Origin of the sequence: Streptococcus oralis SK304 (genome assembly GCF_000287715.1) — a bacterium.
GTDB lineage: Bacteria > Bacillota > Bacilli > Lactobacillales > Streptococcaceae > Streptococcus > Streptococcus oralis_Y.
In genome coordinates, this window is sequence record NZ_ALJN01000013.1 from 42,872 (window position 1) to 60,749 (window position 17,878).

The following is a 17,878-nucleotide window of genomic DNA, read 5'->3' on the forward strand; positions in this document are numbered from 1 at the left end:
TTCTATTTTGGAGGAAATGACATGAAAAAAATCGTTAAATATTCATCTCTTGCTGCTCTGGGACTTGTTGCCGCAGGTGTATTAGCAGCTTGCTCAGGTGGAGCTAAGAAAGAAGGAGAAGCAGCTGGTAAGAAAGAAATTATCGTTGCAACCAATGCTTCACCAAAACCATTCAACTACGAAGAAAATGGTGAGTTAACTGGTTATGAGATTGAAGTAGTCCGTGCTATCTTTAAAGACTCTGACAAATACGATGTCAAGTTTGAAAAGACAGAGTGGTCAGGTGTCTTTGCAGGCCTTGATAGCGATCGCTACCAAATGGCTGTGAACAATATCAGCTATACCAAAGAACGTGCTGAAAAGTACCTTTATGCAGCTCCAACTGCTAAAAATCCTAACGTCCTTGTAGTGAAGAAAGATGATTCTAGCATTAAATCGCTTGATGATATCGGTGGAAAATCAACAGAAGTTGTTCAAGGGACAACATCAGCTAAACAGCTAGAAGATTACAACAAACAACACGCTGACAATCCAACGGTTCTTAACTACACCAAGGCTGATTTCCAACAAATCATGTCTCGCTTGAGCGATGGTCAGTTTGACTACAAGATTTTTGATAAAATCGGTGTAGAGACAGTTATCAAAAACCAAGGTTTGGACAACCTGAAAGTTATTGAACTTCCAAGCGACCAACAACCTTACGTTTACCCACTTCTTGCTAAAGGTCAAGATGAGTTGAAAACATTTGTAGACAAACGTATCCAAGAACTTTACAAAGACGGAACGCTTGAAAAATTGTCAAAACAATTCTTCGGAGACACTTATCTTCCAGCAGAAGCTGATATTAAATAGTCGTATGAAATCATCCAGTCTGAGAAAGGCGGATGATTTCTCAATTTTTAGGTATATAGTTTCAAACTATATGTCTGCCTATCTAATAACAATTTGCTAAATCAAATAAAGTATGAGATACTATTACGGTATTATTTTTAAAGGAGATAGAATCATGAAAATTAAAAAATGGCTCGGTGTAGCAGCTCTTGCTACAGTCGCAGGTTTGACTCTTGCAGCTTGCGGAAATTCAGAAAAGAAAGCAGACAACGAAACAGTTGTCAAAATTGCAACAGTTAACCGTAGCGGTTCTGAAGAAGCGCGTTGGGACAAAGTCCAAGAATTGGTTGAAAAAGATGGCATTAAATTGGAATTCACAGAGTTCACAGACTACTCACAACCAAACAAGGCAACTGCTGACGGTGAAGTTGACTTGAACGCTTTCCAACACTACAACTTCTTGAACAACTGGAACAAAGAAAACGGGAAAGATCTTGTAGCGATTGCAGATACGTACATCTCACCAATCCGCCTTTACTCAGGTAAAAATGGAGAAGAAAACAAGTACACCAAAGTGGAAGAAATCCCAGATAACGGTGAAATTGCCGTACCAAACGATGCAACAAACGAAAGCCGTGCGCTTTACTTGCTTCAATCAGCTGGCTTGATCAAATTGGATGTTTCTGGAACTGCACTTGCAACAGTTGCGAACATCACAGAAAATCCAAAGAACTTGAAAATTACTGAATTGGACGCTAGCCAAACAGCTCGTTCATTGTCATCAGTTGATGCTGCTGTTGTAAACAATACCTTCGTTACAGAAGCAAAATTGGACTACAAGAAAGCACTCTTCAAAGAACAGGCTGATGAAAATTCAAAACAATGGTACAACATCATCGTTGCGAAAAAAGATTGGGAATCATCGCCTAAGGCTGATGCTATCAAGAAAGTGATCGCGGCTTACCACACTGATGAAGTGAAAAAAGTTATCGAAGAAACATCAGACGGTTTGGACCAACCAGTTTGGTAATAAGAAACAGGGAGGTGGGAGAGAAAATTCCACCTCTTGCTTTTGTCTAGATTGTTGGTTTTGAAGAAGATGATCTTGTAGTCCGTCCATAGACACAAGTCCTCAGTAGAAAGTGAGAGAAAAAATGGTTTTTCCTAGCGAACAAGAACAGATTGAAAAATTTGAAAAGGATCATGTAGCCCAACATTATTTTGAAGTTTTGCGTACCTTGATTTCCAAGAAATCAGTCTTTGCCCAGCAGGTCGGGCTCAGGGAAGTCGCAAACTATCTGGGTGAGATTTTCAAGCATGTGGGAGCTGAAGTCGAGATTGATGAGAGCTACACGGCGCCTTTTGTCATGGCGCATTTCAAGAGTTCGCGTCCAGATGCTAAGACCTTGATCTTCTATAACCACTATGACACCGTACCAGCGGATGGAGATCAGATCTGGACAGAGGATCCCTTTACACTTTCTGTTCGAAATGGCTTTATGTATGGGCGTGGGGTTGACGACGACAAGGGCCATATCACGGCTCGTTTGAGCGCTCTGAGAAAATATATGCAGCACCACGATGACTTACCTGTCAATATCAGCTTTATCATGGAAGGGGAAGAGGAGTCTGCTTCTATGGATTTAGATAAGTATTTAGAGAAACACGCAGACAAACTTCGTGGAGCAGATTTGCTAGTTTGGGAGCAAGGAACTAAAAATGCCTTAGAGCAATTAGAAATTTCTGGTGGGAACAAGGGAATCGTAACCTTTGATGCCAAGGTGAAAAGTGCGGATGTGGACATTCACTCGAGTTATGGTGGTGTCGTGGAGTCAGCACCATGGTATCTTATCCAGGCCTTAAGTAGCCTACGCGCTGCAGATGGCCGTATCTTGGTTGAAGGCTTGTACGAGGATGTGCAAGAGCCAAATGAACGGGAGTTAGCCTTGGTTGATACCTATGCACAGGGCAATCCAGAGGAAATCAGTCGCATTTACGGCTTGGAATTGCCTCTCTTACAAGAGGAGCGCGCTGCCTTTCTCAAACGTTTCTTTTTCGAGCCCGCCCTCAATATAGAAGGATTCCAGTCTGGTTATCAAGGGCAAGGGGTTAAAACGATTTTGCCAGCAGAAGCTAATGCCAAGTTAGAAGTTCGTCTGGTTCCTGGCTTAGAACCGCATGATGTTCTGGAAAAAATTCGGAAACAGCTAGACAAAAATGGTTTTGATAAGGTAGAATTATATTATACCTTGGGAGAGATGAGCTATCGAAGCGATATGAGTGCGCCAGCTATTCTCAATGTGATCGAATTGGCCAAGAAATTCTACCCTCAGGGCGTATCGGTCTTACCGACAACAGCGGGAACAGGACCTATGCATACGGTCTTTGATGCCCTAGAGGTACCAATGGTGGCCTTCGGTCTAGGAAATGCCAATAGCCGAGACCACGGTGGAGATGAAAACGTGCGAATCGCCGATTACTACACCCATATTGAATTAGTAGAGGAGCTGATTAGAAGCTATGAGTAGAGATATTATCAAGTTAGATCAGATCGATGTGACTTTTCACCAAAAGAAGAGAACCATCGCAGCGGTTAAGGATGTGACCATTCACATCCAAGAAGGGGATATCTACGGAATCGTTGGATATTCTGGAGCAGGGAAATCCACTCTTGTACGGGTGATTAACCTCTTGCAAAAACCATCTGCAGGCAAAATTACCATTGATAACGACGTCATTTTTGATGGTAAGGTGACCTTGACAGCAGAGCAGTTGCGTCGTAAGCGTCAAGACATTGGGATGATTTTCCAGCATTTCAACCTGATGAGTCAAAAGACAGCAGAGGAAAATGTAGCCTTTGCCCTTAAACACTCTGGACTCAGCAAGGAAGAAAAGAAGGCTAAAGTTGCTAAGTTGTTAGACTTGGTTGGCTTGGCGGATCGTGCTGAAAACTACCCTTCACAACTATCTGGAGGGCAAAAACAGCGCGTGGCCATTGCGCGTGCCTTGGCAAATGATCCGAAAATTTTGATTTCAGATGAGTCAACGTCTGCCCTCGACCCTAAGACAACCAAGCAAATTCTAGCCTTGTTGCAAGATTTGAACCAAAAATTAGGTTTGACTGTTGTTTTGATTACGCATGAAATGCAGATTGTCAAAGACATTGCCAACCGTGTGGCAGTTATGCAGGATGGCTGTTTGATTGAAGAAGGCAGTGTCCTTGAAATTTTCTCAGATCCTAAACAACCTTTGACTCAAGACTTTATCTCAACTGCCACAGGTATTGACGAAGCCATGGTCAAGATTGAGAAGCAAGAAATCGTAGAGCATTTATCTGAGAACAGTATCTTAGTGCAGCTCAAGTATGCAGGGGCTTCGACAGACGAGCCACTTTTGAATGAATTGTACAAGTGTTACCAAGTAACGGCTAATATCCTTTATGGAAATATCGAAATTCTCGATGGCACTCCTGTTGGAGAATTGGTTGTGGTCTTGTCAGGTGAAAAAGCAGCGCTAGCAGGTGCTCAAGAAGCTATTCGTCAAGCAGGCGTACAGCTAAAAGTATTGAAGGGAGGACAGTAAGATGGAATCATTGATTCAAACCTATTTACCAAATGTCTATAAAATGGGCTGGGCTGGTCAAGCAGGCTGGGGAACGGCTATCTACCTAACCCTTTATATGACAGTTCTTTCCTTCATCATCGGAGGGTTCTTGGGGCTGGTGGCAGGTCTTTTCCTCGTCTTGACAGCACCAGGCGGTGTCTTGGAAAATAAGGTTATCTTTTGGATTTTAGACAAGATTACCTCTATTTTTCGTGCGGTTCCCTTCATCATCCTCTTGGCAATCATGTCGCCACTGTCTCACTTGATTGTGAAGACTAGTATCGGGCCAAATGCAGCTCTTGTCCCCCTTTCTTTTGCAGTCTTCGCCTTCTTTGCCCGTCAGGTGCAGGTTGTTTTGGCTGAGCTGGATGGCGGTGTCATTGAGGCGGCTCAAGCGAGCGGAGCGACCTTCTGGGATATCGTGGGTGTTTACCTATCAGAAGGTCTTCCAGATTTGATTCGTGTGACGACGGTGACCTTGATTTCCCTTGTTGGGGAAACAGCAATGGCCGGTGCGGTTGGTGCTGGTGGTATCGGTAACGTAGCCATCGCTTATGGATTTAACCGCTACAATCACGATGTGACCATCTTGGCAACTATCATTATCATTTTGATTATCTTTGCAATCCAATTCTTGGGAGATTTCCTGACCAAGAAACTAAGTCATAAATAATGGAAGGAGCCCAACGGGACTCCTTTTTGTTTTCTCACCGAAATGCAAGAAGAGTAAAGCTTCTTTTTAGAAATATGCTATAATAAAGAAAGGTCCCTCAATTGGCAAATCGGAAAGTTTGCTGTCGAAGGGATGATAATGTAAAGGAGTTTGGCTGGTATGAATTATTTCGAGGGGAATGATTTCTTCCTTCTCTTGTTTGTAGTTTTACTGATTGGTTTTGTGGTAAACTTTTTTGAAAAACGTAAGGACTACTATATTTTGACGCTCTCCCTCTTATTTGCAGGAGCTATCTATGGTAAGAGTCGAGCGATGATGGTCTATTTACTCTCCTTTATCGTTTACCAGTATTTTCTGGTTTTTCTAGCACAGAGGATAGAGGCAAAGCGGCTGAAACCACTGGTTTTCCTTTCCATTCTTCCTTTGGTAATCAATAAAGTCTTTGCCCTGACTTCTCTGCATTTGTTGGCCTTTATTGGAATTTCTTACATGTCCTTTAAGACCATTCAGATCATGCTAGAAATATCGGATGGCTTGATCAAAGAAAAAATCAGTGTAAAAGATTACTTACAGTTTTTGCTCTTTTTCCCAACAGTTAGTGCTGGTCCGATTGATCGGAGTAGGAGATTTTTAAAAGAGATAAACGAGGTCATGCCCCGAAAAGAGTATCTAGAGTTAGCAGGAGACGGTGTGTATCGTATCGTTCTAGGCCTTCTTTACAAGGTTGTTTTATCAACCTATGTTTACCAGATGTTACTCGCTCTAAATAATACTGGCACAGTCGTCTACTCAATCAAGTATATGTACCTCTATACCTTGTATCTGTTCTTTGACTTTGCAGGCTACAGTCTAATGGCCGTTGGAAGTAGCAACATTCTAGGTATTCAGACACCGATGAACTTTAACAAACCTTTCTTGAGTGTTGATATCAAAGATTTCTGGACCAGATGGCATATCACCTTGTCGACCTGGTTGAGAGATTTTGTATTTTCAAGAGTATTGATGCAGGTTATCAGGAAAAAATGGTTTAAAAATAGACTACACAATGCAACCTATGCCTATATGGTCAATATGTTGGTCATGGGTTTTTGGCATGGTCTTAGTGTTAGCTACATTGTCTATGGTTTTTATCATGGTGTCTTGATGGCTGGATTTGAAGTGTATCAAAAGAAAAGCAATTTTTATAAGAAAAATAAAAACAAAAATTGGTATAAGCTACTAAGTTGGTTTGTGACCATGAATTTGGTTATGATTGGTTTCTTTATCTTTTCAGGTGAACCCTATAAAATCTTACTTACGATTTTAAAGAGATAAGAGATTGAAAAGAAATCGGACAGATCGAAGGGATAGGATAAAACGAGATGATTAAATTAAAAGCATTTTTACTATCGCTTGTGCTCGTAATTGCGACGCTTGCCCTTTTAAGTGTGACGTATGTCAAGAAGATTGATGATTATTATAAAGTTAAGGATAACAGTATTCGTTATAGCACCTCGTATGAAAAGTATAAAAGTAGAGATATTATAACAAGCAATATCACCCCCAATACACTGGTTCTGATGGGTTCCTCAGAGTTGGTTGCAACGATAAATGAAGACTATCATCCAAATAAAATTTTTAACTACAACGATTTTAATATCATGCAGATTGGGACTAGTTATTCTCAAAACATCATTCAGGCTACGACCTTGGGCTCTATTGAAGGATCTATGAGTAAGCGAAAAGTAGCTATAGTCGAGTCGGTTCAGTGGTTTGAAAAAGATGGGACCCATCAAGATGCCTTTTTGAACAAGGCTTCTCAGGAACATATTTTCCACATGCTAGATAATGACAAGATTAGTAAGGAAACGAAAGAGAAACTGATCAATCGTATTATCGAGATTACCAAGGGAAACAAGCAACAAAATGACATCTACCAAAAATACAAGAGTTATTTCATAGATGGAAAAGGGACTATTGTTGATAAAAAACTACTAGAGTTAGATAACGCGATGTATTCCTTTAAGCTCAAACAGACTTTTTATCAAAAACATGCCAAATCAGATTATCCTTCGCGAGGAGACAAAACTCCAGACTATGATTGGCAGAAGATGACGGATCAGTTTGTGGAAGAGGTCAAAAAGAAAACAGACAATAATGACTATGCTGTTGATAATAACTACTACAATACTTACTTAAAAGATCGCTATGCATCGCTGAAAGATTCCAATAAAGATTTGAGCTATCTGGAGTCACCAGAATATTCAGATATGGAACTTTTCTTGACAGTTGCTAAGGAATTGGGCATTGAAGTTGAGGTTATTATTTTCCCAGTAAACGGGAAATGGAACGACTACACTGGTGTCTCAAGAGAAATGCGAGAAAAAACTTATAAAAAAATAGAAGATGTCGCAAAAAGCCATGGTGCAACGGTACTAAACTATGGAAACAGAGAGTATGATGATTACTTTTTATTTGACGTGATGCACGTTGGAGTGAAAGGATGGATGGAAGTTGAAAAAGAACTTTACAAATTTGCAAACCAAGCTAACTAACACACAGCGTTTAATCTTGTGGACACTATTTTTCTATACGGTTATCTTAAGCATCGTGATTTACTGTTTTGTGACCGATTTTTCGAATATTCAAGAATTTATCTATAGTGAATTCTAAGATTGTATACAAAAAGGCCCTGGAACTAGGCATTGCTAGTCTTCAGGGCTTTTACCTTACATTTTATCGGTGATTTTTTGACTTAGAAATTGCCCCATCACAGCCCCCATCAAGGCACCTAGGAGGATGCTTGAAACAAAGAGAAGGATTTTGTCCAACTCGGGAGCGACCATGATACGGTCGATGTATTCTTGTGACTTCCCACGCGCAAGTAAGGTGGCCATGTAAGCTTTGGGACGGATCCACATGAGGAAGATAGGCCCACTTGTGCTGAAAGCAAAGACAAGGAAGGAGAGGATGTTTTTGATTCGGTCTTTGTAGTTTCCGAGACGAGCGATGGCATCTGCTGCAAGACCACAGGCGACTCCTGGGAGAAAGGCACCAGCGCCATGCTTGCTAGCTAGGAAAAAAAGTGCCATAAAAAGGCCTAGAGTTGTAATAGCGCCAAAACGAGGAACCTTTGCTAAAAGAAGCATGTAGACACTGCCACCGACAAGGGCAGAAAAGGCAGGCGCGTAGAACATATTGCCTGTTTGGTCGACCAGGTGTCCTAGGAAGACTCCAATCCCCACACAGAGGAAGTAGAGGACGGCGGCTAAGAGGGTGGTTAAGATATTTTTCTTCATGAGAATCTCCTTGATGCAAACTAACAAAACCAATTGTATCACGCTTTTTAAGGATTGTAAATGGAAACTCTATATTTTTGAAAACGCTTGAAATATGATATAATGGTTACATTGTTAGTTTAAGGAGAGTAACATGGGAAAATTTCTAGAATTCGTCTTTAATCGTATCTTTTTGGGAATGATTGCGACAGCTTATTTCTGGCTATTAACATTGGCAGGAGGAGTGGCCTTTGGTTTGGCACCAGCTAGTGCCACCCTTATGAGTTTGTATGCGGAGCACGGTTATACCTATCGAGCATACTATTTGAAGGAAGCTTGGGAATTGTATAAGAGCAATTTTGTCAAGAGCAATCTGGCTTTCTATAGTTTTGTGTTTGTGGATCTTGTCCTAGTTTATGGTTTGTATCTTCTAGTTCAATTGCCCCACCAGACGATTTTCCACCTCTTGGCGACCTTTCTCAATGTCCTTGTAGTTGCTTTTGTCTTTCTAGCCTATACTGTTTCCTTGAAACTTCAGGTGTACTTTGATTTATCCTACCAAAATACTTTGAAACTGTCCCTTATCGGGATTTTCATGAGCTTACCTGCGATTGCCAAGGTTTTACTCGGGACGACTCTCCTTGTAGGAGTTGGTTATTATATGCCTGCCTTGCTCTTTTTTGTAGGAATTGGAATGTGGCATTTCTTTATCAGTGATATGTTGGAACCTATTTATGAAAGTATCCATGAAAAATTGGCGACAAAATAGAATGAAGCAGTTCTGGCTTCACTCTCTTTTACGGATTTATAGTTTGGTTATGATCGTGATCATTGCCAGTTTTGCGATTATGCTATCGTATGCTGACTGGGACTCGCGTGAGAAAGAGGCCCAAAGGGTTGCAGAACGTGTGACCACTCGGACAGTGAGTGAAGTGGAATATTATCACAGAGAGTCAACTCAACTCGCTCAGTCTTTGGTTGAAAATCAAGCCCGAATTGAAGGGATTTACAAGTATTTCAGTCTTAGCACCCCAGACTATTTCTATTGGCAATTAGAGCGTAAAACTTCGCCTTACATTTCTGTATCCTTGTATGAAAATATTGATAATATCTATGTTCGGAATGATTTTGTGACTGGAGTGGCTATTGTCCTTCAGGACTATAAGGAAGTGTATGTTTCGACTAGAGAAAAACGCAGCGGAGAGAAAGTCCCTGCGGAGGATTTTAAGCCGACAGCCAACAGTTTTGCCATTCCCGTTTCCGATCCTGTGTCTGACAAGGATTTAGGAGTGATCTATATCTCCTTATCGCCAGATGTTCTCCATGGAGCTATTGACAATACAAGGGGTCATATCCCGATGGCTGTAACAGTAACTTCGCCTTTTGATACTGAGATGTTCCATATTGGGGAGAAGGTATCAGTCGAGAGGGAGAACTGGTTTGTAGGTGTTACCTCTCACGGTTATCAGGTTCGAGCTGCTGTTCCTAAAAATTTTGTTCTTACTGGAACTTTGACGAGTTCAGCTATTATTATTGGGCTAAGTATCCTCTTTATCATCATTTTGTACGTGACTCTTAGACAGACTTTCTCAAATTACCAAAAACAGGTCGTAGATCTAGTAGATTCTATCGAGGTGATTGCTCAAGGAGAAGAAGGGCTTCGAATTGATACCTCTGAAAAAGACCAAGAGTTGCTTCTCATTGCAGAAACAACCAATGATATGTTGGATCGCCTAGAAAAAAATATCCACGATATCTATCAGCTAGAGCTCAGTCAAAAGGATGCCAATATGCGAGCCCTACAAGCTCAAATCAATCCTCACTTTATGTACAATACTCTGGAGTTTTTACGGATGTATGCCGTTATGGAAAGCCAGGATGAACTGGCAGATATTATCTATGAATTTAGTAGCTTGTTACGCAACAATATCTCCGACGAGCGGGAAACCACGCTGAAGCAGGAGTTGGAATTCTGCCGAAAATATAGCTATCTCTGTATGGTACGTTATCCTAAATCCATTGCCTATGGTTTCAAGATTGCACCAGAATTGGAAGAAATGAGGATTCCAAAATTTACACTCCAACCATTAGTAGAAAACTACTTTGCCCATGGTGTTGACCATCGCAGAACAGATAATGTCATCAGTATCAAAGCCTTGAAGGGTCAAGGATTCGTTGAAATCTTAGTAGTAGACAATGGTCGGGGAATGTCCTCTGAGAAACTAGCTAGCTTGCAAGAAAAATTAGCTCAACGAAGTTTTGAACACGAGGCAAGCTATAGTGGGGAGCGGCAATCAATTGGAATAGTAAATGTACACGAACGCTTTGTTCTCTACTTTGGGGATCGCTACCAAATCAGTGTAGAGTCAGCTGAGCAAGAAGGTGTTCGTTACCATATCACTATCCAGGATGAATAGAAAGGGTAGAAATGTATAAAGTTTTATTAGTAGACGATGAGTACATGGTGACAGAGGGGCTCAAGCGATTAATCCCCTTTGAAAAATGGGATATGCAAGTCGTCGCAACAGCTAATCACGCAGATGATGCTTTGGACTATGTTAAGAAAAATCCAGTAGATGTGATCATTTCCGATGTCAACATGCCAGATAAGACCGGACTTGAGATGATTAGGGAAATGAAAGAGCTACTTCCAGATACCTATTATATCTTGCTGTCTGGTTATCAGGAGTTTGACTACGTCAAAAAAGCCATGAACCTTAGTGTCGTGGATTATCTGGTCAAGCCAGTAGACAAGGTGGAGTTGGGCAATTTATTAGAAAAGATTGCGCGACAGCTTCAAGAAAAGGTGGAGCAAAGTCAGACCCTCAGTCAAGAATTAGATGAAGAAGGCTTTATCAGTTTCTTAGCAGGTAAAGAAAACTGGTGGATAGGCCTTTCTAAGGAAAAGCAAGGCTCTTTTACCATTCCTTACTATGTTTTGGGGCAAGACTGGCAGATTTTCATCTCTGATCAACCGCTCGATGGCATCGTCGTGACACCATTTGAAGCACCCTACCAGCAGTCCTTTGAGAATTGGAAGATCAATGCTGAAAAAGCCCTCTTCTACGGTTCAGTCAATCTAGAAAAATCCGAGAGTTTGTTTGCTTATTACGAGCCGATTTATCGGGTGATTATCCAAGGGAATATCAATCAAATCATCGAAGAATTAACCCTGCTAGAGAAGGTTGTTTTGAAGAATACCCCGCGCGTGGCCATCACGAAGCAGCTCTTCACCCAGTTTGTCATGGATGTCTTCCATTTGTTTGAACACCTAAAAGCAGATGATATGACGGAGATTGTCAAAGCCATCCATGCCATTAACTCCTTTGAAGAATTGGTTGCCTATATCAAAGAAACCTTGACCAAGTTCTTTGGCCAGTACCGCATGAATGAAAATGTGGTGAGCGTTCTGGAAGTGATTGGGCGTGATTATCAGAAAGAGCTCTCGCTTAAGGATATCAGCAAGGATCTCTTTATCAATCCTGTCTATCTCGGTCAGCTAATCAAGAGAGAAACCAACTCAACCTTTGCGGAATTGCTCAATAAACAGCGAATTAAGGCGGCGCAGCAGCTCTTGCTTTCGACCAGTGATAGTATTGAAGATGTTTGCTATGCAGTTGGTTACAGTAATGTTGGATATTTCTACAAGGTTTTCCGTAAATTGTGCGGAAAATCACCGAAAGCCTATCGCAAACAAGTTGAAACCAACTTGTAAAAGTTGTATTCCTGTACAAAAAATGCTATAATGTTCAAAATATCTTATGGAGGAAAACATGAAAAAGAATCCTATTTATCTTTGGGTCTTGTTAGTTCTATCAGCCCTCATTTCATCTATGTCACTATTTGGAATCTTGAGTCCATTGCCAAGTAAAGATGCTCTTCGTGCTAGCCTGGCGAATAGCGGGACGCTTACTGCCCAGCAATTAGAAGACACGGTCAACTATACTTACAAAGTGTCAGAATCCTCTCACTCTATTTTTAATATGTTGTTGATTGTTTTATCTGCAATTTTAGTTGTAGTAGCCTTTGTGTTTCTCGTACGTAAAAACGTACAATTCGCAAACTATACTTATGTTGGCTATGTTCTACTAGCTATTGTTGGTTTGGTTTATAGCTATATGAACGTTCAAGATGCAGTCCAATTAATCAAAGATAGTGCCCTTGGCTTAGGAATGGGAGCATTAGCAAAAGGAACGAATATTTTGTTCATCATCATCAATGTTCTCTTTTTAGCCTTAGTCTTTTACAAGATGTGGCGCCAACAAAAGGACTTGGCTGAGGAAGTTGAAGCAGAAGAAGCTGCCTAAGTATTGACAAAAAAGAACTATCAAGTTACAATTTTGGTAGTTCTTTTTATATCGTAAACATAAAAATCGAGGTCAACATGAAAAAAATATCCTTAGTGTATATCAGTCTGAGTGGGAATACAGAAAGTTTTGTAACCCGACTCAAGGACTATCTCTTGTCCCAGTACGAAGGGATTGAGGTCCAAAAAATCCATATCAAGGACCTAGTCAAGGAAGGTCAAGAATTCTTTGAAATGGAACATCCCTATATCGCTTTTTTGCCGACCTATCTAGAAGGTGGGAACGGCGTCGATAACGGCGATGTTGAGATTCTAACGACTCCAGTGGGCGACTTTATCGCCTATGGGGACAATGCTAGTAAGTGTTTTGGGGTAGTCGGTTCTGGTAATCGTAATTTTAACAATCAATACTGTCTGACAGCCAAGCAGTATAGTCAGCGCTTTGGTTTCCCAGTTTTGGCTGACTTTGAAATGCGTGGTATGCTGGGAGATATTAAAAAGGTCGCAGCAATCATTGCAGATTTGTATGAGTTAGAAACAGAAAAATAAAGTAGTACTGAGGGGCAGTTGAGATTTTCAACTGCTTTTTGTGTATACAAAAAGCACCCCGTAAGGGTGCCATTTATAAACTATCCTGCTTTTCCGATAGCAAGTGCATAGATAAAGAAGATAGCGAAGCCAAAGAGGAAAATCAATCCTGCGATAGCGAGGAGTTTTAGCCAAGAAGGAAGATTTTTATTTTCACGTGTCACCAATACATAGTTCAAAAGAGCGAAGAATGGTGTTGTCAGGAAAGAACCAATCATGGCGAAGCGAAGCATGGTTGATACTTGACCAGCAAAGAACTTGATGATGATGATACCGATAACAGCTGTGAGGGTCATCCAGATGTTCAAAGATTTGCTATCATCCTCTTTTTGACTTAACAAGAGTCGTAGGGAAACCTGATTAACGCGGGAATAGCCATCGATAACAGTAATGACTGTTCCAAAGATACAGAGAAAGGCGATGAAGGTGATCAAGTAACGGGACCATTCTCCAAGAACAGAGGCATACATACCCACGAATTGAGAGATGTATTTGGCTGAAGCGGCCTCAACTGCTTGTCCTGTAGGATACTGAATGAGTGCTCCGAGTGCTACAAAGAATACAGCCAGGATAGCAGTTCCAATGTAACCAACGTTAAAGTCGAAAAGGGCGTCCTCTGTATTAAAGTTGACAGTCTTTTTCTTTTCAGCAGACCAGAGTGAGTTGATGGCTGAAATTTCAATAGGGGCAGGCATCCATCCTAGGAGGGAAACGATAAAAGGGAGGGCTGCCATTTGCCAAGGTGTCTTCTCGACAAAATCAGAGCTGTATTCTGGATGCTTAATTGCCGCAATGATAACTGCAAGAACAGTTGCAATAGTCAAAGCTGACATGATCCATTTTGCCATACCATCCAACAGTTTGTAGCCACCAAAGAGTAGCATGGCCCAAATGACCGCAACAAGGATGAGGGACCATTGAGTGATGCTAAGACCGATCATTGGAAAAGCGCTAGCGATGATGGCTGAACAAAGGATGGCAACACCGGCAGTATTGACCAAGGCAGAAAAGACATTGAGGATAAAGAAAATCCAGAGATAGAGTTTCCCTTTTTCAGCGTAGCCTTCGACCAAGGTTTTACCAGTATCAGCAGTATATTCTGCACCAAAACGGAAAAATGGATATTTAAAAACATTGGCCAAGATAACCAAGAGGAGTAGTGACCAACCATAAGAACCACCGGCTTGAGTGGAGGATACGATGTGAGAACCTCCAACGGCGGCAGAAGCCATGAGGATACCTGGCCCCATTGCCTTTAGTTTGCTTGTCCAGGTTGACTGGCTTGATAAAGTAACTTGTGACATAATAGATGCTCCTGTTTTTGAATTTTCAGAATAATCTGAATAGGTAGCTTCTATTCTACAAAAAACTTAAACGAAATGCAAGAATATTTTGAAAAAAGTTAGAAAATCCTGAAAAAATTCACAAAAATCATATGAAAATGACTGTGACTGTTTCGAGGGGATGATGCTGACTAGGGCGAATAAAAATCCGAGAAGTTTTCTTCTCGGACTTTGGTCATTTTAATTGATCTGTGATGTCTTTTGATAGCAACATTCCCAGATGGTAAGTTTTATTGATATGTGCAATGACATCATTGATGTTGTCAGTCGTGTGAATTTTCTCTTTGATGTCTGACCTAAATGTTTCATCCTTCAAAAGTTGCTCTTGGTAGAGCTTTTGTAGTCTTTCTTTCTCGTACTTATTGAGCAGAAAAAGGAAAACCAAGCTAATTATAACGAGGATATAAGCATATTGGCTCATAAGATATCTCCCAGTATGATAAAGAAATAGTAGTGAATAGATCGAATTAGTGAAGCGCCTAACCAAATCTATGATAGGCTTTGACATTCGTTGCTTAGATTGACTTGCATTCAAGTGACTTGAAGATTACGACCAGCCCTTAAACTAATTAATAGATTTGATTGACCAATTTAGTGAGGTGTTTAGGCAAGTGTCTCTGGTTACGACGTAAAGAAACATAAATCGAGAATATTTATGTTTCTTTACTAGTGAAGCGCCAAGCCAAATCCCTGATAGGATTTGGTGTTAGTTACTTAGATTGCTTTGCAATCAAGTAACTTTGGCGATTTACATCTTCTCTGGCGCTTCTACTCCGAGCAAACGAAGAGCTTCTTTGAGGACGACTGCGGTTGCGTAGCTGAGGGCCAGACGACTGTCGCGCTCAGGACTTTCATCTAGGATACGTGTATGTGCATAATATTTGTTAAATGCTTGAGCCAAACTAATCGCAAATTTCGCAATGATAGAAGGTTCAAAATTATCTGCTGCACGATTGATAATACGTGGGAAGTCTTGGAGTAGTTTAATGATTTCCCAGCTTTCAGCATCATTCAGGCTGTAGTTGCCGGCTGTATCTGGTTTGAAATCGGCTTTGCGCAAGATAGATTGGATACGAGCGTAGGCGTATTGAACGTAAGGCCCAGTTTCTCCTTCAAAGGATACCATAGCTTCAAGGTCAAAGTCATATCCATTTGTACGGTCAGTCTTAAGATCATAGAACTTGATAGCCCCAACTCCAACAGCGTGGGCAACCTGGTCTTTATTTTCTAACTCAGGATTTTTCGCCTCGATTTGGGCCTTGGCACGACTAACAGCCTCTGCAATAGTAGGTTCTAGCAAGATGACATTTCCTTTACGAGTAGAAAGTTTTTTCCCTTCTTTTGTTACCAATCCAAACGGAACATGGACAATGTCTTGGCTCCAATCGTAGCCCATCTCTTGTAGTACTGCCTTGAGTTGTTTGAAGTGGGCAGATTGTTCTTGACCAACAACATAGATGGATTTTGCAAATTGATATTCGTTTTTACGGTAAAGGGCTGCAGCCAAGTCACGTGTGATATAGAGAGTTGCACCATCAGATTTTTTGATAAGGGCTGGATGTTCAATTCCATATTTCTCAAGATTCACAACTTGGGCTCTTTCTGACTCAACAAGAAGTCCTTTTTCAGCAAGAATGTCTACAACAGCATCCATCTTATCATTGTAAAAGGCTTCTCCGTTGTAGCTATCAAATTCGACTTGTAATTCATTGTAAAGGCGGTTGAATTCCACTAAACTTTCATCACGGAACCATTGCCAGAGAGCGAGGGCTTCCTCATCTCCATTTTCCAGTTTGCGGAACCATTCGCGTGCTTCTTCGTCCAAGCTAGGGTCTTTTTCAGCTTCAGCATTGATGCGAACGTAGAGTTTAAGAAGTTCATCGATTGGATGTGATTTTACAGCTTCTTCGTCGCCCCATTTTTTGTAGGCAACGATCAGCATCCCAAACTGTTTACCCCAGTCTCCCAAATGGTTGACCTTGACCGTTTGATAACCGATTTTTTGGAAAATATGTGACAAGCTATCTCCGATAACAGTTGAACGCAGGTGACCAATAGAGAATGGTTTAGCGATATTCGGACTAGACATGTCGATAACAACATTTTCTTGTTTACCAATATTTTGGTCAGCATAGTGTTCTTTTTCAGTGATAACAGCTTGAAATACTTGAGCAGAAATGGCGTTTTTATCAAGGAAAAAGTTGACGTAAGGTCCTGTTGCGACAACCTTTTCAAAGGCTTGGCTGTTAATTTTTTCAGCCAGTTCAGCCGCAATCATTTGAGGTGCTTTACGTTCGACCTTTGCAAGAGAAAAAGCAGGGAAGGCGATGTCTCCCATTTCTGAGTTTTTAGGGGTTTCCAGTAAATTTAAAATAGCCTCTTGGTCCAGGCTATCAATGACGCTAGCCAATTCGCTAGCAATCAATTCTTTTGTATTCATAAGGGCTCCTTTTTGGACTTTTCTACTATTTTATCACAATTTACTACATTTTTTGAGAAAGAAGAGAATTTTTTTGAATTCTCTATTTTTTTGGTATAATAGTAGTAATTTAAAGAGGGAGTTAGATTTTTTGATTTTAAAAGGATTGAAGAATTAAAAAAAATTATTTTTTAAGAAACTAACCAAAAACTAACCAAGGAATGTATATTTTTAGTCAATGAATATAGAATAAAGTAGATCAGTAATCTGGTCTATTTTATTTTGTAGTTATTGAACAAAAGTGGTTTATTTTAGCTTGACAAACATACGCATAATGTGTATAATAGTAAACGTAAGGAGGTAACAATGATATATGCCACTTACAGGTAAAGAAATGGTGAAACTAGCACTTGAGAATGGATGGGTTGAAGTTCGTCAAAGGGGAAGTCATCATCATTTTAAGAAAGAGGGTTTTTCTTATCTTGTCACGATTCCAGTTCATGGAAATGAAGATTTAGGAAGAGGATTGGAAAGAAAGATTCTTAAAGATTTAGGATTGTAATGTTTGCTTTCCTAAGTCTTTTCACATTGGAGGTAGTAGAATGTTAAAAACGTATCCAGCTATTTTTCATAAAGAAGGAACAGGATATTGGGTAGAATTTCCAGAATTTGGTGGAGGTACAGAAGGAAAAAATATCGAGGAAGCGATGAAAAATGCTCGTGAAATGCTTGAGAATGTTTTAGCTTCTTACATCGATGAAGGGATGGCGCTGCCTACACCAAGTGATATTCTAAAGATTGAGGTTTCAGACGGTTTTGTATCAATGATTCAAGTTGATCCTGCGCCTTTTGTGAGAA

The 17,878-nt window shown here is 40.6% G+C and carries 18 protein-coding genes; 14 read left to right on the forward strand and 4 right to left on the reverse strand.

Features of this window, described 5'->3' with window-relative positions:
- Positions 1 to 21: 21 nt before the first annotated feature.
- From HMPREF1125_RS06710 to dltD, 7 genes are all read left to right on the forward strand, one after another.
- Complete coding sequence (locus HMPREF1125_RS06710) at positions 22 to 852, forward strand: amino acid ABC transporter substrate-binding protein (RefSeq protein WP_000724946.1); 831 nt, start codon at positions 22 to 24, stop codon at positions 850 to 852.
- A 154-nt stretch (positions 853 to 1,006) separates the two neighbouring features.
- Positions 1,007 to 1,861 (forward strand): MetQ/NlpA family ABC transporter substrate-binding protein, encoded by an 855-nt coding sequence (locus HMPREF1125_RS06715; RefSeq protein WP_000694536.1) that lies wholly within the window; start codon positions 1,007 to 1,009, stop codon positions 1,859 to 1,861.
- A 124-nt stretch (positions 1,862 to 1,985) separates the two neighbouring features.
- Positions 1,986 to 3,359, forward strand: coding sequence for a M20 family metallopeptidase (locus HMPREF1125_RS06720; protein ID WP_000231817.1), 1,374 nt, complete (start codon positions 1,986 to 1,988; stop codon positions 3,357 to 3,359).
- Positions 3,352 to 4,413, forward strand: a complete 1,062-nt coding sequence (locus tag HMPREF1125_RS06725) for a methionine ABC transporter ATP-binding protein (protein ID WP_000085646.1) — start codon at positions 3,352 to 3,354, stop codon at positions 4,411 to 4,413. Before HMPREF1125_RS06720 ends, HMPREF1125_RS06725 begins: the two co-directional genes overlap by 8 nt.
- 1 nt (position 4,414) lies before the next feature.
- Positions 4,415 to 5,107, forward strand: coding sequence for a methionine ABC transporter permease (locus HMPREF1125_RS06730; protein WP_000444639.1), 693 nt, complete (start codon positions 4,415 to 4,417; stop codon positions 5,105 to 5,107).
- Positions 5,108 to 5,266: 159 nt separating this feature from the next.
- A complete protein-coding gene (gene dltB / locus HMPREF1125_RS06735; RefSeq protein WP_001105732.1) occupies positions 5,267 to 6,421 on the forward strand; it encodes a D-alanyl-lipoteichoic acid biosynthesis protein DltB in 1,155 nt (384 codons plus the stop codon).
- A gap of 47 nt (positions 6,422 to 6,468) precedes the next feature.
- On the forward strand, positions 6,469 to 7,641 hold the full coding sequence (gene dltD / locus HMPREF1125_RS06740) for a D-alanyl-lipoteichoic acid biosynthesis protein DltD (protein WP_000593518.1): 1,173 nt from the start codon (positions 6,469 to 6,471) through the stop codon (positions 7,639 to 7,641).
- A 174-nt stretch (positions 7,642 to 7,815) separates the two neighbouring features.
- Here dltD and HMPREF1125_RS06745 read toward each other — a convergent pair whose 3' ends face one another.
- Positions 7,816 to 8,385 carry an MptD family putative ECF transporter S component gene (locus tag HMPREF1125_RS06745; RefSeq protein ID WP_000739507.1) on the reverse strand — a complete coding sequence of 190 codons (570 nt, stop codon included), beginning with the start codon at positions 8,383 to 8,385 and terminating at the stop codon, positions 7,816 to 7,818.
- 133 nt (positions 8,386 to 8,518) lie between these two features.
- Here HMPREF1125_RS06745 and HMPREF1125_RS06750 point away from each other — a divergent pair, with 133 nt between their 5' ends.
- The 5 genes from HMPREF1125_RS06750 (at position 8,519) to nrdI (ending at position 13,219) form a co-directional block, all read left to right on the forward strand.
- On the forward strand, positions 8,519 to 9,133 hold the full coding sequence (locus HMPREF1125_RS06750; protein ID WP_000514457.1) for a YesL family protein: 615 nt from the start codon (positions 8,519 to 8,521) through the stop codon (positions 9,131 to 9,133).
- Positions 9,111 to 10,781, forward strand: coding sequence for a sensor histidine kinase (locus HMPREF1125_RS06755; RefSeq protein ID WP_000800567.1), 1,671 nt, complete (start codon positions 9,111 to 9,113; stop codon positions 10,779 to 10,781). The genes HMPREF1125_RS06750 and HMPREF1125_RS06755 overlap by 23 nt, the downstream gene beginning before the upstream one ends.
- Positions 10,782 to 10,792: 11 nt before the next feature.
- Positions 10,793 to 12,079 (forward strand): response regulator transcription factor, encoded by a 1,287-nt coding sequence (locus tag HMPREF1125_RS06760; protein ID WP_000278916.1) that lies wholly within the window; start codon positions 10,793 to 10,795, stop codon positions 12,077 to 12,079.
- 58 nt (positions 12,080 to 12,137) lie between these two features.
- On the forward strand, positions 12,138 to 12,671 hold the full coding sequence (locus HMPREF1125_RS06765; protein ID WP_000740035.1) for a hypothetical protein: 534 nt from the start codon (positions 12,138 to 12,140) through the stop codon (positions 12,669 to 12,671).
- A gap of 77 nt (positions 12,672 to 12,748) precedes the next feature.
- Positions 12,749 to 13,219, forward strand: coding sequence for a class Ib ribonucleoside-diphosphate reductase assembly flavoprotein NrdI (gene nrdI, locus HMPREF1125_RS06770; RefSeq protein WP_000724242.1), 471 nt, complete (start codon positions 12,749 to 12,751; stop codon positions 13,217 to 13,219).
- A gap of 80 nt (positions 13,220 to 13,299) precedes the next feature.
- Here nrdI and HMPREF1125_RS06775 read toward each other — a convergent pair whose 3' ends face one another.
- From HMPREF1125_RS06775 to argS, 3 genes are all read right to left on the reverse strand, one after another.
- Positions 13,300 to 14,562, reverse strand: coding sequence for an NRAMP family divalent metal transporter (locus tag HMPREF1125_RS06775; RefSeq protein ID WP_000084711.1), 1,263 nt, complete (start codon positions 14,560 to 14,562; stop codon positions 13,300 to 13,302).
- 214 nt (positions 14,563 to 14,776) lie between these two features.
- Positions 14,777 to 15,022 (reverse strand): hypothetical protein, encoded by a 246-nt coding sequence (locus HMPREF1125_RS06780; RefSeq protein WP_000084850.1) that lies wholly within the window; start codon positions 15,020 to 15,022, stop codon positions 14,777 to 14,779.
- A 327-nt stretch (positions 15,023 to 15,349) separates the two neighbouring features.
- The gene (argS, locus tag HMPREF1125_RS06785; RefSeq protein ID WP_001092723.1) at positions 15,350 to 17,041 is read right to left on the reverse strand and encodes an arginine--tRNA ligase; all 1,692 of its coding nucleotides are present in this window, start codon (positions 17,039 to 17,041) and stop codon (positions 15,350 to 15,352) included.
- A 352-nt stretch (positions 17,042 to 17,393) separates the two neighbouring features.
- Between argS and HMPREF1125_RS06790 the strand changes: the two genes are divergently transcribed.
- Positions 17,394 to 17,582 carry a type II toxin-antitoxin system HicA family toxin gene (locus tag HMPREF1125_RS06790; RefSeq protein ID WP_001131504.1) on the forward strand — a complete coding sequence of 63 codons (189 nt, stop codon included), beginning with the start codon at positions 17,394 to 17,396 and terminating at the stop codon, positions 17,580 to 17,582.
- Positions 17,583 to 17,622: 40 nt separating this feature from the next.
- A partial coding sequence (locus HMPREF1125_RS06795) for a type II toxin-antitoxin system HicB family antitoxin (protein ID WP_000921489.1) occupies positions 17,623 to 17,878 on the forward strand: 256 nt, incomplete at its 3' end.